The sequence below is a fragment of the Carnobacterium sp. genome, from assembly GCF_045617425.1.
Classification (GTDB): Bacteria; Bacillota; Bacilli; order Lactobacillales; family Carnobacteriaceae; genus Carnobacterium_B.
Map to the genome: position 1 here is coordinate 1 of NZ_JAZLIO010000021.1, position 15715 is coordinate 15715.

General features: G+C 34.8%; 12 protein-coding genes. 2 read left to right on the plus strand and 10 right to left on the minus strand.

The window, feature by feature from the left end; all coding sequences use genetic code 11:
* The 8 genes from yfmH to ACKI3H_RS10675 all read right to left on the minus strand — a co-directional run.
* Positions 1 to 611: EF-P 5-aminopentanol modification-associated protein YfmH (yfmH, locus tag ACKI3H_RS10640; protein WP_407372218.1), on the minus strand; the 611-nt coding region annotated here is incomplete at its 3' end.
* Positions 611 to 1873: an EF-P 5-aminopentanol modification-associated protein YfmF gene (yfmF, locus tag ACKI3H_RS10645; protein WP_407372219.1), complete on the minus strand. Its 1263-nt coding sequence runs from the start codon at positions 1871 to 1873 to the stop codon at positions 611 to 613. The genes yfmH and yfmF, both read right to left, overlap by 1 nt.
* 108 nt (positions 1874 to 1981) lie before the next feature.
* Positions 1982 to 2941, minus strand: coding sequence for an ABC transporter permease (locus ACKI3H_RS10650; protein WP_407372220.1), 960 nt, complete (start codon positions 2939 to 2941; stop codon positions 1982 to 1984).
* Position 2942: 1 nt separating this feature from the next.
* The gene (locus tag ACKI3H_RS10655; protein WP_407372221.1) at positions 2943 to 4010 is read right to left on the minus strand and encodes an ABC transporter permease; all 1068 of its coding nucleotides are present in this window, start codon (positions 4008 to 4010) and stop codon (positions 2943 to 2945) included.
* Positions 4000 to 5580, minus strand: a complete 1581-nt coding sequence (locus tag ACKI3H_RS10660) for an ABC transporter ATP-binding protein (RefSeq protein WP_407372294.1) — start codon at positions 5578 to 5580, stop codon at positions 4000 to 4002. Before ACKI3H_RS10660 ends, ACKI3H_RS10655 begins: the two co-directional genes overlap by 11 nt.
* A gap of 212 nt (positions 5581 to 5792) precedes the next feature.
* Complete coding sequence (locus tag ACKI3H_RS10665) at positions 5793 to 6845, minus strand: BMP family protein (protein ID WP_407372222.1); 1053 nt, start codon at positions 6843 to 6845, stop codon at positions 5793 to 5795.
* Positions 6846 to 7105: 260 nt separating this feature from the next.
* On the minus strand, positions 7106 to 9475 hold the full coding sequence (locus tag ACKI3H_RS10670; protein ID WP_407372224.1) for a DNA translocase FtsK: 2370 nt from the start codon (positions 9473 to 9475) through the stop codon (positions 7106 to 7108).
* Positions 9476 to 9597: 122 nt separating this feature from the next.
* Positions 9598 to 11676 carry a DNA topoisomerase 3 gene (locus ACKI3H_RS10675; protein ID WP_407372225.1) on the minus strand — a complete coding sequence of 693 codons (2079 nt, stop codon included), beginning with the start codon at positions 11674 to 11676 and terminating at the stop codon, positions 9598 to 9600.
* A gap of 301 nt (positions 11677 to 11977) precedes the next feature.
* Here ACKI3H_RS10675 and ACKI3H_RS10680 point away from each other — a divergent pair, with 301 nt between their 5' ends.
* Entirely contained in the window at positions 11978 to 12253 is a 276-nt protein-coding gene (locus ACKI3H_RS10680; protein ID WP_407372295.1) for an acylphosphatase, read from the plus strand.
* Positions 12254 to 12318: 65 nt separating this feature from the next.
* Positions 12319 to 13242: a membrane protein insertase YidC gene (gene yidC, locus ACKI3H_RS10685; protein ID WP_407372226.1), complete on the plus strand. Its 924-nt coding sequence runs from the start codon at positions 12319 to 12321 to the stop codon at positions 13240 to 13242.
* Between the two features lie 33 nt (positions 13243 to 13275).
* Here the strand turns inward: yidC and ACKI3H_RS10690 are convergent, their stop codons facing one another.
* On the minus strand, positions 13276 to 14823 hold the full coding sequence (locus ACKI3H_RS10690) for a sensor histidine kinase (protein WP_407372228.1): 1548 nt from the start codon (positions 14821 to 14823) through the stop codon (positions 13276 to 13278).
* Complete coding sequence (locus tag ACKI3H_RS10695) at positions 14820 to 15512, minus strand: response regulator transcription factor (RefSeq protein ID WP_013710305.1); 693 nt, start codon at positions 15510 to 15512, stop codon at positions 14820 to 14822. Before ACKI3H_RS10695 ends, ACKI3H_RS10690 begins: the two co-directional genes overlap by 4 nt.
* Between the last annotated feature and the right edge of the window lie 203 nt (positions 15513 to 15715).

Genomic DNA, 15715 nt, shown 5'->3' on the forward strand with positions numbered 1-15715 from the left:
CAAACTACCATATTAGATGGATGATAGTTAATAGTGTAACATTCTTCAAGTTCATTTTTAGTGATAGCATATATAGACTTTTTATCTCCACCGATGTCATACTTCATTGGAAAGTTATAATACAAACACTTATAAGTTTCATTTAATAGTTTTTGATCTGGCATTTGGGCATACATCGCCACTTCTTGGGCAATTATCCCCTTTTCTTTTTCCACACTTTCCGGTGTAATATTAAAATCTTGCACAAAGTCTAACAACAAATTTAAAGGTTCTTCAACATCTTCGCCAGTTATTGAAAAATAGTACACTGTTTCACGATAACTAGTAAATGCGTTGACATCTGCACCCATAGCCGAAAAAGCATTCATCATATCATCACCTTTAGTTTCAAATAATTTATGTTCTAAAAAATGAGCGATTCCATCTGGTGCCGTAACCATTTCGGTTTTGCCATTCGGTACAAATTGATTATCAATTGAACCAAAATTTGTGGAAAACAATCCATATGTTTTATGGAAATCATTTTTAGGTAACAACGTAACCTTTAATCCGTTATCTAACGTTTCGGTATAAATTATTTCTTGCAATTGTTCGTAAACTTTTTTCTCCATTATTTCGCCTCCGCTGTCAAAAAGAATGTTGCCTTTAATTTCACTTGGTTGGCCACTTCAATTATTTCTTCTTTAGTAACCTTTTCAATTCTTTTTACCCATTCATCAATGGTAAGAATCTTTCCTTTAGTCAATTGTAACGCATAAATACGTTCAATAACGGATCCAGGATTATCTTCTGATTGGAAAAGTTGGTTTTTCAGCATTTCTTTTGTTTGAGAAACTGCTTCCTCAGTAAAATTGCCCGCTTGCATTTCTTTTAGTTGTAAAGCAATTATTTCTTGAACCTGATCTACTTTTTGTTTATCAATTCCTGTTTGAACCGTCATTATTCCTCTAAACGTATCCAATGAGCTGGAAGCATAATAAGCTAAACTTTCCTTTTCACGAACGTTCATAAATAATTTTGAATGCGGAAATCCGCCAAACAAGCCATTGAATACTTGTGCAGCATAATAAGAAGGTTCTTGATAAAAAACTGAGCTTGTGTAACCAAGATTAAATTTCGCTTGAATAATGTCTTGTTCTTCAGTCTTATTTTTCACTTCATTAGATTCCTTTTCAGCATAAAAACTGCTTGTTGGGAATATTTCACGAGGCGAAAAATTAAACTGTTCAAAGGCTGATTGAATTTCACCCTCATTAACATCTCCCATTAGATAAATATCAATTTTGTCTTGATTTAAAAGCTCTTGATAATAGCCATATAGTGATGAAGGAGATATTTCTTTCAAATCTTCTTTTGAACCCACACTAGGTATTTGTTGATTAATATCATCAAATAAAAGCTCTTGCAAAGCAAGACTGGCATAAGTCTGTTTATCATCAAAGAGTGAATCGTAATAATCTACTAAATTTTCTTTTTCTCTCTTAAAGGTTTGTTCATGGAAATGCCCATTCTCTGCATTCGGGTGGAGTAGTATTTCTTTTAAAAAGTCAATCCCTTCTTGTAATACATTATCGCCTTTTGAAAGGTACTTTTCGTTTACTAAATTCAAACTGATAGAAAAAATATGAGTATTTCCTTTTTTACTGACACCAGTTCCAAAACTAGCTCCATACATATTTGATAGAGCACTTCTTAACGTTGTTTGTGTAGGGTATTTTTTACTGTTTGTTTCTAATAAATTCGCTAACATAGCCCGTTTAGTAATCGTTCTCTTATTTAATGGAGCACGAAATTTCATCATGATTCGAATGGTTTTATATTTTTTAGTGGGGAGAACATGCAAATGAACTCCTTCGTTTAATTGAATGGACATACTTTTTCCTCCTCTAACTTAAAAAGTGTACATTGTCTATCTTAGAATAAATAATGAAAAAAAGAAAGCAGCAACAGACATGAATGTCCGTTACTGCCAACAAAGTGATTATTTTGATTTAATATACGTTTTACCGCCTGCTGCTGGGCCTTCAGATTTACCGATGACTCCAACCAACACAATAATAGTGATAACATAGGGTGCGACTTGCAACCATACACTTGGAATATCTTGGATAATTGGAATATAATTTCCAATAACCCCTAAGCTTTGAGCAAAGCCAAAGAAAATAGCTGCTCCCATTGCACCAAGAGGATTCCATTTACCAAAAATCATTGCTGCCATAGCAATAAACCCTTGTCCAGCGATTGTTGAAGCTTGGAAACTCAACGAAATTGATTGAGCTTGAATTGCTCCACCCATACCACCTAACAAACCAGATAACATTACACCCGCATATTTCATTAAGTAAACATTGATTCCCAATGTATCAGCTGCTTGAGGATGTTCTCCAACAGATCTTAAACGTAAACCAAAACGTGTTTTAAAGATAACTACCCAACAAATAACTGCAATTAAAATACCTGCAAAAGCGGGTGCTGATGTTCCTTTAAAGAAAATATCGCCAATAATTGGAATACGATTTAACAAAGGTATCGTTACTTTACCAAAACTTTCAGTAATACGATCCGTTTGTCCAGCACCATTGTACAATACACGTGTAAAGAATATAGCTAACGCTGGAGCCATTAAGTTAATAACAGTACCAGAAATTATGTGATCTGCTCTTAGATTAACAGTTGCTACTGCGTGGATCATTGAAAAAATTGTACCCACAAGTCCACCAACTAAAGCAGCAATCCAAGGAGTCCAATCACCAAAAGTTCCGGCAAACGTTAAGTTAAAAACAATTGAACTAAATGCTCCCATAACCATTATTCCTTCAAGTCCTACGTTGACGATACCACTGCGCTCAGAAAAGGTTCCACCTAAGGCCGTCAACACAAGAGGAGCTGAATAAACAAGCGATGATGAAATAATAAGTTGTAGTAAATTTGTAATATCCATCTTATTTTACTCCTCCTTTATTCACTCTAGCTCGTTTGTCAATAAAGTAACGAATTAAGTAATTAGCTCCAACGAAGAAGATAATAGATGCTATTACAATATCTACAACTTCAGTTGGTACGCCTGAAATCATCGGCATACTGTTCCCACCAATTTTCAATGCACCAAATAATATAGCTGAGAAGATGATTCCCACAGGATTACTCAATCCTAACAAAGCAACCGCCATACCGTCAAAACCAATCGTTGGCATTGCACCTTGTGTGAAAATATTTTGGAAATTCCCTAAACCTTCCATTACTCCTCCTAAACCAGCTAAACCTCCGCTGATCAACATAGAAATAATGATATTTCGTTTAGTACTCATTCCTGCGTACTCAGAAGCACTCGGGTTTAATCCAACTGTTCTAATTTCAAATCCAGTAGTGGTTTTTTTCATTAAGAACCATACAATAACAGCCATGGCTAATGAAATAAATATTCCAGTATGCAGTGTGGAATTACTTGTTAGTTCTGTGATCCATCCCGCTCGAAGACTAGCCCCTTCTGAAATACGTGGCGTTGCATCTGCTGACTCCGTCAAGACGTTACGGATCAAATAATTAGTTGTATAAAGAGCAGTATAATTTAACATAATAGTTACAATAACTTCACTTGTATTAAAATAGGCTCTTAAAAATCCAGCGATTCCAGCCCAAATTGCACCAGCTAATACGCCACCCAATATGCTCAAAGGAAGTAAAATAAAGCTAGGTAAATCCATAAAGGTATTTGCAACCCATACTGAACATAGCCATCCTAGTAATGCTTGACCTGCAACCCCAATATTAAAGAATCCTGCATTATATGCTACAGAAAAACCCAATGCAGTTAAAATAAGTGGTGTTGCTTGTCTTAAAGTTTCACCAATGTAAAATGAAGAACCAAAAGCACCATTGATCATTGCAGTATATCCAGCAATTGGATTATAACCAAAAATCACCATGATTATAGCACCAAGAATGAATCCCAAGACTACAGATAATACTGGTACTAATAAATTATTAAGCGTATCTTTTTTATTCGTCAATGTGAACACCTTCCTTCCCATTCCCTTGTTTAATCAAAGAACGGGCTTTTTCAAGAGAAGTACCGGCCATTAATAAACCAAGTTCTTGTTCAGTTGTTTCTTTTGGATCTACAATAGCAACAACATTTCCTTCATACATAACAGCTATTCGGTCAGAAACATTTAAAATTTCATCCAACTCAAAACTCATTAATAATACTGCTTTTCCGTTGTCGCGTTGTTCAATCAAACGTGAATGGATGTATTCAATAGCTCCAACATCAAGTCCGCGTGTTGGTTGAGCAGCTATCAACAATGATGGATTACGATTGATTTCTCTAGCGATAATCGCTTTTTGTTGATTCCCACCTGATAATGAGCCCGCAGGAGTTGTTTCATTTTGTGTGCGTACATCAAATTCTTCAATTAATTTTAAAGCGAATTTTTTTATTTCTTTTTGATTTAAAATACCATAATTGCTTAAAGGCTTTTTATAATAAGTTTGCAATACCATATTTTCTTCTAAAGACATTGGTAAAACCAGACCATATTTATGGCGATCTTCTGGGATATGACCTAATCCTATTTCTGTAATTTTACGTGGAGTTTTATTTTGGACTTCTTGCCCATTTAATGTAATTTTCCCACCTTCAGTCTTCGCCAAACCAGTTATTGCATGTATCAACTCACTTTGTCCGTTTCCATCGATACCTGCTATTCCAACAACCTCACCAGCTCGCACGTCTAAACTTAAACCTTTTACGGCTTCAAGACCACGGTGCTCTTTTACAACTAGATTCTCAATTGATAACACAGTTTCTTTTGGCTCAGAAGCTTTTTTGACTGTTTTAAAGGTAACAGAACGCCCAACCATCATGTCTGCTAATTCTTGTGGTGAAGTAGTTGAAACATCTACCGTGTCAATACTTTTTCCTCGGCGAATAACTGTACAACGATCTGCAACTGCTTTTATTTCGTCAAGTTTATGAGTGATTAAGATAATAGATTTCCCTTCTTTTGTTAGGGCTCTCATTATATTGATTAACTCATCTATTTCTTGAGGAGTCAATACAGCTGTTGGTTCATCAAAAATCAGAATATCTGCTCCACGATAAAGTGTTTTTAGGATCTCTACTCGTTGTTCCATTCCTACTGAAATAGATTCAACTTTTGAGCTAGGATCTACTAGAAGACCATATTTCTCAGACAATTCTTTAATATCTTTTTTAGCTGAGTCTCTGTCCAGAAAACCATACTTCGTTTTTTCCATCCCTAAAATGATGTTTTCAGTTACGGTAAATTTTTTCACTAACATAAAATGTTGATGAACCATTCCAATACCTAATTTGTTGGCTACACTAGGTGAACTTATATTGACTACTTGTCCATTAACAAGAATTTCTCCAGAAGTAGGTTCTAATAAACCTGAAAGAATATTCATTAAAGTGGATTTCCCTGCACCATTTTCTCCTAAAAGAGCATGTATTTCTCCCTTTTTAAGCTGCAAATTAATATTGTCATTCGCTTTGAAAGTACCAAATTGTTTCGTAATGCCCTTCATTTCAATGACGTTTACTGATTCTGACACGATGGTTTCACTCCTTTTCTATTGCTCAACCCATTATCCTTTATACTTCTTTTACAGACAAGTGATTATCAAATTTTCTCTTTTAATTTTAATAGAAAGTCTACTTATCAAATCACATAACATTTATTAACTTATAAGAGAGCAAAAGACCGGTATAAGTTACCGGTCCTTTACCTTTTATTCATTACCTACTCAATACTTGACGTAGATTAAAATTATGGTGCTTCTGGGACTGTAATTTCACCATTGATAATTTGTTCTTTATAACCTTCAACAATTTCGATTGTTTCTTCAGATAAAGCTCCATCTGTAATGCCCACGCTATCTTCAGCTAAACCAAAGTTGCTAACTTCGCCTCCTGGAAAGTTGCCTTCCATTGATGCATTTGCGATATCTTCTACAGCTTGACCTACACCTTTAAGTGTTGAAGTAAGTGTTAAGTTTCCGCCATCATATACACCTTCAGCAGTTTGGTCACGGTCAACACCGATTACCCATAATTGTTCATCTGGATTAGAATTCATACGGTCAATAGCTTCTGAGAATACGCCATTACCTGTATCACCTGATGCATGATAAATTATATCTGCTCCTGAACTATACATTGCAGCTGCTAATTGCTTACCTAAAGCAGCATCTCCAAATGAACCTGCATATTCTACATCAACTTCGATATCTGGATTAACAGCTTCAACACCGGCTACGAAACCTGCTTCAAAACGATCAATAACAGCACTTTCTTGTCCACCAATAAATCCTACATGGTCTGTTTCAGTTGTTTCAGCAGCAGCAACACCGGCTAAGAATGCAGCTTCGTGATCTTTAAATAATACAGAAGCAACATTATCTGCTTCGATCTGTTCATCAATAATTACAAATTTTTGATCAGGATTTTGTGCAGCAACATCTGTCATTGCGGGTTGTAATTTAAATCCAATTCCATAAATCAAATCAAAGTTATTGTTCACAGCTGTATTTAAGTTTGTAACAAATTGAGAATCTTCGTCAGATTGAATGTAGTTGTAGCCATTCGGTCCTTCTTCAAGTCCTTGCTCTTCTCCCCAAGCTTGCATACCTTCCCAAGCAGATTGGTTAAAAGATTTATCATCTACTCCACCGACATCGGTAACCATGACAATTGAAAAATCTTCACCCGAACCTGAAGTAGATGAAGCACTTTCGCTTCCTTCATCAGCACCACATGCTGCTAATGTTAAACTTGATAATAAACCTAGAGTTAACAAACTCTTGAAATTTCTACTCTTCACTCAAAAAACCCCCAGTAATTTTTTAGTATGAACTAAATTTACTTTAATTCATCCTCGCATTTATAGTACCATCTTTATTTTAAAAAATAAACAACAAAAATGATTAATGAAAACGTTTTAGTTGAAAAATGTTCAGTTTTTAATTCATTTCTAATATATTAGACCTCATTTCATTTACATTTTTACCAAATGACTAACAAAAAGTATACGTTCCAAAAAAACACTCGTTAAATAAATTGCTCTTCAACGAGTGTTATCTATTAATAGTTCTCTGTTTCTGTTTCTGTTTCTGTTTCTGTTTCTGTTTCTGTCAAATGATCTTCACCAGGAAGTTGAGTAATATTCACCTTACGAGGTTTGCTTCCTTCCGATGGCCCAACAATGCCTCGCATTTCCATTTCATCAATCAATCGAGCCGCACGGTTATATCCAATCCTAAAACGACGTTGCAATAATGAAATACTTGCTGTCTGCATTTCAACAATCAAAGCTACAGCATCATCATAGACATCATCTTGTACTTCACTTTCCATAGCTTTCGTTTCTTCAGTCGGCATCATTTCTTCTACATAATTTGCACCTTGTTGATCTGTCACAAAAGTCACTATATGTTCAACTTCTTCATCTGAAATAAACGCCCCTTGTACACGAACAGGCTTATTTTCGCCCATTGGTAAAAATAGCATATCTCCTCTACCCAACAATTTTTCTGCTCCACTGCCATCGATTATCGTCCTAGAATCAACACCACTTGAAACCGCAAAAGCAATACGTGAAGGTACATTCGCTTTGATGATACCTGTAATGACATCTACACTAGGTCTTTGAGTTGCTAAAATCATATGAATACCTGCTGCTCTGGCCATTTGAGCTAACCGAATGATGGCATCTTCAACTTCATTACTAGCTACCATCATCAAGTCGGCTAATTCATCCACTATTACTACAATAAAAGGTAATATAGGATAATTTTCGCCATTTTCATCGTTATGACTTTGTAGATACTGATTGTATCCAGTAATATTTCGCATTCCACTAGCCGCAAAAAGTTCATATCTTCTTTCCATTTCAGTAACAACTTTTTGCAATGCTTGAGCTGCCTTTTTAGGATTTGTTACAACAGGAGTCAACAAATGCGGAATTCCGTTGTATACATTTAACTCTACCATTTTAGGATCAATCATCATTAATTTTACTTCGTTTGGTTTAGCTTTCATCAATAAACTAGTGATGATACCATTAATACAAACAGACTTCCCACTACCCGTAGACCCTGCAACAAGTAGGTGAGGCATTTTAGATAAATCTGCCATAGTGATGTTTCCAGATATGTCTCTTCCAAGCGGAACTTCAAGCATTTTTTCTTTATTATGAACTTGACCTTCAATAACATCTCTAAACGAAACCAAACTCACTTCACTATTTGGAACTTCAATCCCAATAAATGATTTCCCAGGAATAGGCGCTTCAATTCGGATATCTTTTGCTGCTAATGCCAAAGCGATGTCATCACTGAGATTGACTATTTTACTCACTTTTACTCCAACAGCCGGTTGAACTTCATATTTTGTTACAGCTGGACCTAGGTTTGCTTTAGTAACTTTGGCATCTACTCCGAAACTTTGGAATGTTTCTTCTAATTTTTTTACATTTTTTTGGATAAGCGCATACTCATTTGTCTGATCATTTTGTGGTATTTCATTCAATAAATCTGAAGGTGGCAATTGATAATCTTTATTTTCTTTTTCAGAGACTATCTCAAAATCAATCGTTTCGCCCTCGTTCTCATCAAGAGTAGCATCTGTTGCTTCCTTAGTCGCCGGTTTTTCAACACGATTTTGATAGCTGTCAATTTCTAGCTGTAATTGTTCATTTTTATCTTTAGTGCCTGATTGATCGATTTTATCTGTAACTGCTTTTGCTTTGACTGTATTTTTATTTTCTGTAATTTTTTTATGGTCTTTTATCCCATCAGTCTTAGGAGCTTCTTTTATTCTAATCATTTTTTGATGGATAGCCGTCGTAAAATGATTTAACGCTACTTTTGATTTCTCCCAAGTCATTAGAAATATATTCCCGGTTTTTTTCAAAAAAGTTTTAAACGATAGTTGAAATAATAAAAATAGTCCAACAAAGCAACTAAGACCTGCTATAAAATAAGTACCCCATTGAGAAAACAAGAAATAACTGATTGCATAAAAACTAGCTCCAATCATACCCCCACCAAGCGATTGGGTAATTTCGTTATTTGCCATATCTGTCATGAAAAAACGAAAAGTAGCAGAGACGATGTTCATATCTGAATGGACAATAGGTGCAAATAAACGGGCATGCAATACTAATAGTAAACTACTATAAATAAGTAAAAATCCCATGATGCGTTTATTTTTAAAAGGAGGTTCTTTACCTTTAAATACTAAATATAGGCCATAAATTCCTACTAAAATGGATGCTAAAGTAAATGTATTTCCTACAAAAAAACGAAATAGATTTGCACTAAAAACACCCGCAAAGCCAGTTTTCGAAGCTGAAAAAATACTTAAAATAATAAATATCAAGCCAATAATTTCAAAAGATAAACGATAATTTGCGTTCTTTTTAGTTGTGCTAGTCTTTTTTTTCACTGCCACAATTTTCTTCCCTCCTTATACTCTTCTTTGATTATACACAAAATTACGCCTAAACGGAATGCAGCAAAAGGATGAAATAGACCATCTTTATTGCCTTATTCCATCCTTTCCTAAATCCAAATTTAATTGTCTTTCTTTGCCATCGCAGCTTTCATGGCTAGTGCCAACGGACTTTCTACTTCTTCTTGTTGTGTATTTATTTTTTGCATTAATTTTTTTGTTTCGTGTTTACTAGGTTTCTTACTATTTTTTCCTTCTAATTTTTCAGTAATATTACAATATTTGCATTTAAAGTAATTCCCATTTTTACCTTCATGAATTTCCATTTTTCGATGGCACTGTGCACAGCGATGATTAGATACTTTCGGATCTTTTCTACGTTTGTACGAACAAGTTGAACTGCTACAAATAAGTAATTTCCCATCACGGCCACTTCTTTCTTTCAATAATTCGCCGCAATCAGGACAGATTTTATTGGTTAATGCATGATCTTTATACGTTTGCGTACTTGTTTTGATTTCTGTTACTAATCTGGCCGTTTCCGTCTTTATTTGCTTTAAGAAGTCCTCTTTTTTTAAACCACCATTTGAAATTTCTTCCAACGACTTCTCCCATTTACTTGTTAGTTCAGGAGTCACTAATGCAGGGTTTACTAATGTTAGCAATTGTTGTCCTTTAGGAGTTGTGCTTAGCTTATTTTGATTTCGTTCCATTAACTCGCTGCTGATTAGTTTTTCGATGATTTCAGCACGAGTTGCAGGTGTTCCTAAACTATTTTTTTCCATATTTTGTAACAAGGTGCCTTCAGATAATCGAGCTGGTGCTTCAGTCAACTGTTTTTGAATAGTATAAGCTGCACGCATTAATTGTTCGTTTAGTTTATATATATTTTCTGATTGTTTTGGAACGTCCTTTTTCCAGCCTTTTTCAAGTACGGTTTCTTGTTGTAGACTAAATAAGATATCTGCTACTGAAAAAACAACCGTTCTCTTAGAGACTTTATAGGCTGGTAAAAATAGTCCAATAAAGCGTTCCACAACCATGCGATAAATTTTCAATTCATCTGCTTCCATTTTTTCTGGACGTGGGCGCTCTTCAGTAGGAATAATACCATGATGATCTGTCACTTTAGCAGTATTAAAAATACCTTTTTGAGTTACTTGAGCTCCTCTTTTCAAAATCCCTTTAGCTTCTTCAGGAGCAAATCCTTGAATCGCCGTAACTCTTTCTTTCATAGTTCCTACCATGTCTTGAGTCAAATATTTTGAATCTGTTCTTGGATAAGAGAGCACTTTATGACGTTCATATAAGGTTTGCATCAAACTAAGTGTTTTCTTTGCTGAGAATTGGTAGCGTTGGTTAGCTTCGCGTTGAAGTTCGGTTAAATCATATGGCATTGGTGCTTGTTGAACCAATTGTTGTTCTTTTATATCTCCAACTTTTACTGGTTTGTCTTTTAACGATGATACTAGCTTCTCGGCTTTTTCTCGGTCAGCAAACTTACGTGGAGCTCCCTCTTGCAACAAAGCTTTTTTTCCATCGACTGTCAATTGCACCGTATAAAAAGTTTCTGGAACGAAAGACTGTATTTTTGCTTCTTGCTTGCGTACCATGGCTAACGTTGGTGTTTGTACCCGTCCAGCTGATAAATTATCTTGATACTTTACAGTCAATGCTCTAGTAACGTTTAACCCAATTAACCAGTCTGCTTCTGAACGCGCAACTGCAGAATCATACAATGTATCGTATTTTTTACTTGGTTGCAATTGATTAAAGCCATCTTTAATAGCCTTATCGGTTTGCGATGAGATCCATAGTCTTTTTACTGGTTTATTGAAATGAACATACTCTAATATCCACCTTGCAACTAATTCTCCTTCACGTCCAGCATCTGTCGCAATGACTGCTGACCCAATATCTTTTCGATTAGCCAATTGTTTGATTGCTTTTAATTGGCCTCTAGTATTCGTTAACGGCTTAGTTGTCATTTTTTCTGGAATAAGTGGTAAAACATTTAAGTCCCACGTGGCCCATTCCACTTTATAATCTTCTGGCATTTTCAACCCCAATAAGTGACCTAATGCCCACGTTACAATAACGTCATTTCCTTCAATATGTGTCTTGCTTTTTTGTGTTGCACCTAATACTCGTGCAATTTCTTTCCCTACGCTTGGTTTTTCGGCAATAATTAATGTCTTCATGTTTATTCCTTTCTCTACTTAAAACTGCTGATACTTTTACTTTCCCTGTGACCATTATGCATCCATTGTAAGTTATCTCTATACTCAATGCAACAAGACCAAAAGTTTGTTCTTTTTTACTAGTTAGCATCAAGAATGATTGACCGAATTTAAATCACTCGTTACAATAACTTAATAAGTTACTATTACATTAAGGAGGTATAGGATGGGTTCTTTTTTTACAATAGTCAAAGAGTTTCTTTTTCCAGTAAATAAATCAATAGAGTCTTTAATAGAAGACAATAGTAATGGAGGGATTTCTATGAAGAAGGTTTCAATTCGTGTAACAGGTCTTGTTCAAGGCGTTGGCTTTCGTTATTCAACCAAATTAGCAGCTGATCAGATTGGCGTCTATGGCATTGTTCGTAATGAATCAGATGGGAGCGTTTATATAGAAGCTAATGGCGATGAAGAAAAAATAGACAAATTTACAGAAAAAATAAGAAATTCCCCTACACCCAGTGGGCAAGTTGATTCTATCAATGTAGAAGAACTTTCCTCTTTGCCTGTCAGAGATAAGTTCATAATAAGCAATTGAAAACCATTCCTGAATCCTGTATAGTAGGTAATGCTACTTACTTTAAAAATGAAGGATTGTGAACAATGAAAAATTTCAAGAAATTACTTTTATCAGGAACGCTATTAAGCGTTATGGTTTTTTTGTCTGGTTGTATGGGTCATGACTCAGATGGAAATCCTAGTGGTTTTATTTACGAATTTCTAGTGGTTCCAACGCAACAAGTGATCATACAGCTTGCTGAATTATTAGGAGGTAGTTATGGACTAGCTATTATTGTCATTACATTAGTCGTCCGTTTAATTATTTTACCTTTAAATTTAAGCCAATCAAAAAAATCTATTATACAACAAGAAAAAATGGCCTTGATCAAACCAGAAATGGAAGAAGTCCAGAAGAAACAAAAATCTGCTGTTACAGCTGAAGAAAAAGCTGCTGCTCAACAAGAACTCATGAGTCTTTATAAAGATAACAACATGAGTATGTTAGGTGGTATCGGATGTTTACCATTGCTGATTCAAATGCCGATATTTACAGCTATGTTCCAAGCAATCAATTTATCTAAAGAAATAGGAAATAGTACCTTCTTAGGCTTTAGTTTAGGAAATCAAAACATTGCTCTTGCTATCGCAGCCGGTGCTGTCTATTTTGTTCAATCTTATGTCTCCATGATTGGTCTTCCTGATGAACAAAAGAAACAGATGCGTACAATGATGTATGTTAGTCCAATTATGATTTTAATGGTTTCATTTACATCACCTGCTGGATTAGGGTTGTATTGGTTTGTTGGAGGAATTTTTGCAGTCTTCCAAACACTGATTACTAATTTCATTTTTAAACCTAGAATTAAAGCACAAGTTGAAGCAGAAGCTAGAAAACGTCCTGCTAAACCAAAACGGACGATTAAACAAGCTGAACCTGTTGCACAACAATCTAAAGTTTTAAATCAACCATCAAATAAAACAAATGGCCGTGGTAGAAATGCCGGCAAACAACAAAAAAATCGTTAAAAAAAATACCTACTCGAATGAGTAGGTATTTTTTTATACTTCATCTTTGTAGATAGGCAATGTGATTCTAAATATTGAACCATAGTCTAAAACACTTTCTACAGTGATTGTGCCATTATATCCACTTAATAATTCTTTTGCTATCGCTAGACCAAGTCCGTTTCCGCCTTTATGTCTGCTACGTGCTTTATCAATACGATAAAAACGATTAAAAATCTTTTCAGCGTCTTCTAAAGTCATCCCTTCACCAAAGTCTTGAATGGCAATCTGGACTTCTCGATCATCATTTGCCACTGATATATGGACTTCTTTACGGTCAGTAGAATATTTCACAGCATTATCTAGCAAGATAATTAAAATTTGTTCAATATGATTTCGGTAAATGGAAACATATACCTCGTCATTGATATCATCATCCAAATTAAAAACAAAGTCCGGATGAATCATTTTAAAATTATTATAAGTTTGTTGAATAATCGGCTTTATAGCCGTTTTTTCATTCTTATAATGAATTTCTACTTGCTCAGCTCTAGATAAATCTAACATTTCCTGAACCAAACTTTTCATCCGTGTGATTTCTTGTAATGAAGCAGAAAGTGATTCATCTAAAATCTCAGGATCATTTTTGCCCCAGCGATCTAATAGCTTCAAATGACCTTCCATTACAGCGACTGGTGTTCTTAATTCATGAGAAACATCTTCAACAAATTGCTTTTGTTGTTCAATATACTTTTGCATCTTATCCAACATATCATTAAAAACAATAGATAGATGATCCAATTCATCATTTCCTTCAACCACTTCAATTCTAGAAGTCGATTGCGTGTCTTGTCGAAGGTCATTCATTGTTTTTGTAATGTTTTTTATCGGCTTCAAAAAATTAGATGCCAAGAAGTAGCCCAAAATACCACTAAAAATAAGGGCCGCAGAACTCATAGCTACTAAACTAATAAGCGTGACCTCAATCATATTATGGTAATCTGACATCCCATCGATAACTTGTACATATCCAATAATTTGTTGTGTCTCGCTAGAAATAACAGGTGCAACTCCATAATAACCCTCTTCACCATTTACATCGATCATCTTGATAATCGGTTCCGAGCTTTCTTCAAAAGAAAAATCGCCTAATTTTGATTCAAAAAGTAAACGTGATGTGGGAGTATACACCCTTACGATAACATCTTCTTCATTCATTTTGGCATATAAAGTATCTTCGTAATTTCCAGAATCTTCAAAGGTTGTATTTCTCTGATCATATTCCCCGTTCAGCTCCATAATATCGGGAAAGTAAGAGGGATTAAATGCAGAATAAACTGTTGCCTTTGATAAAGCTGTAGAATCACTATCTGTTATTTTATTTTCATCAACTAGACGACTAGTTGCTCCAAATAAAACTTCTCTAAAATTTTCTTCCTCTTGCGTGAACATAATTTGTCTAAAACCTACAAAAATAGCAATTGAAAAAATCGAGAACGTTAAGAATATTGCAAGTGTTGCTCCAATAGTCCATTTCCATTTTAAGGATAATCGTTTTCTTTTTTTCCCTTCCTTATTTTTGTCATAGAACGAGAATCTCACGAACGCATCACATAACCTGTCCCGCGAACAGTTTGAATGTAGCTGTCAACATTTGGAACATCAATTTTATTTCTTAGGTAACGAATGTATACATCAACGACATTTGTTTCAACTTCAGTTTCGTATCCCCAAACTTTATTTAATAATACATCACGAGCTAAAACAACATTCACATTTTCCATTAACTCTAGCAACAACTCATATTCACGCTTAGTTAATTCAATAACTTCATCACCACGACGTACGACACGGTTTTCTTTTTCAACCGTTAAATCTCTATACGTAACTGTTGTTTGTTTGGTGATATTTTGTTCACTTTCAATCTCAATACGGCGGAATAATGCACGCAAACGTGCTAATAATTCTTCGATAGCAAAAGGTTTAACAATGTAGTCATCTGCACCATGATCTAAACCAGATACACGATCAATAACTGAATCTCTAGCAGTCATCATAATAATAGGCACATTACTTACTTGTCTAATACGACGACAAACATCTATTCCATTTAATTCTGGTAGCATTAAGTCTAATAAAATAACATCCCAATGTGCATCTTCTGCAACTGCAGCTTCTAATCCTGTGCGTCCATTGTAACGAACCTCTGTTGCGTAGCCTTCATGTTTTAATTCTAGTTCTACAAAACGAGCCAGATTTTTTTCATCTTCAATAATTAAAATTTTGTTCATGTTAATGTACACCTGCTCCTCTAAAATCCCTATTTTTGTCTCTTTTGCTCTTGTTACGATACCATGATAAATAGTTTTTCACAATCAATTTTTAATGTGTCCGTTATCATTTTACCATAAATTAGAAATAAATGAGAAAATCAAAACTCAACTTTAAGAATTTCTTAAGCAATTCGACAGTTCTCTATTATTTAATCGGTACT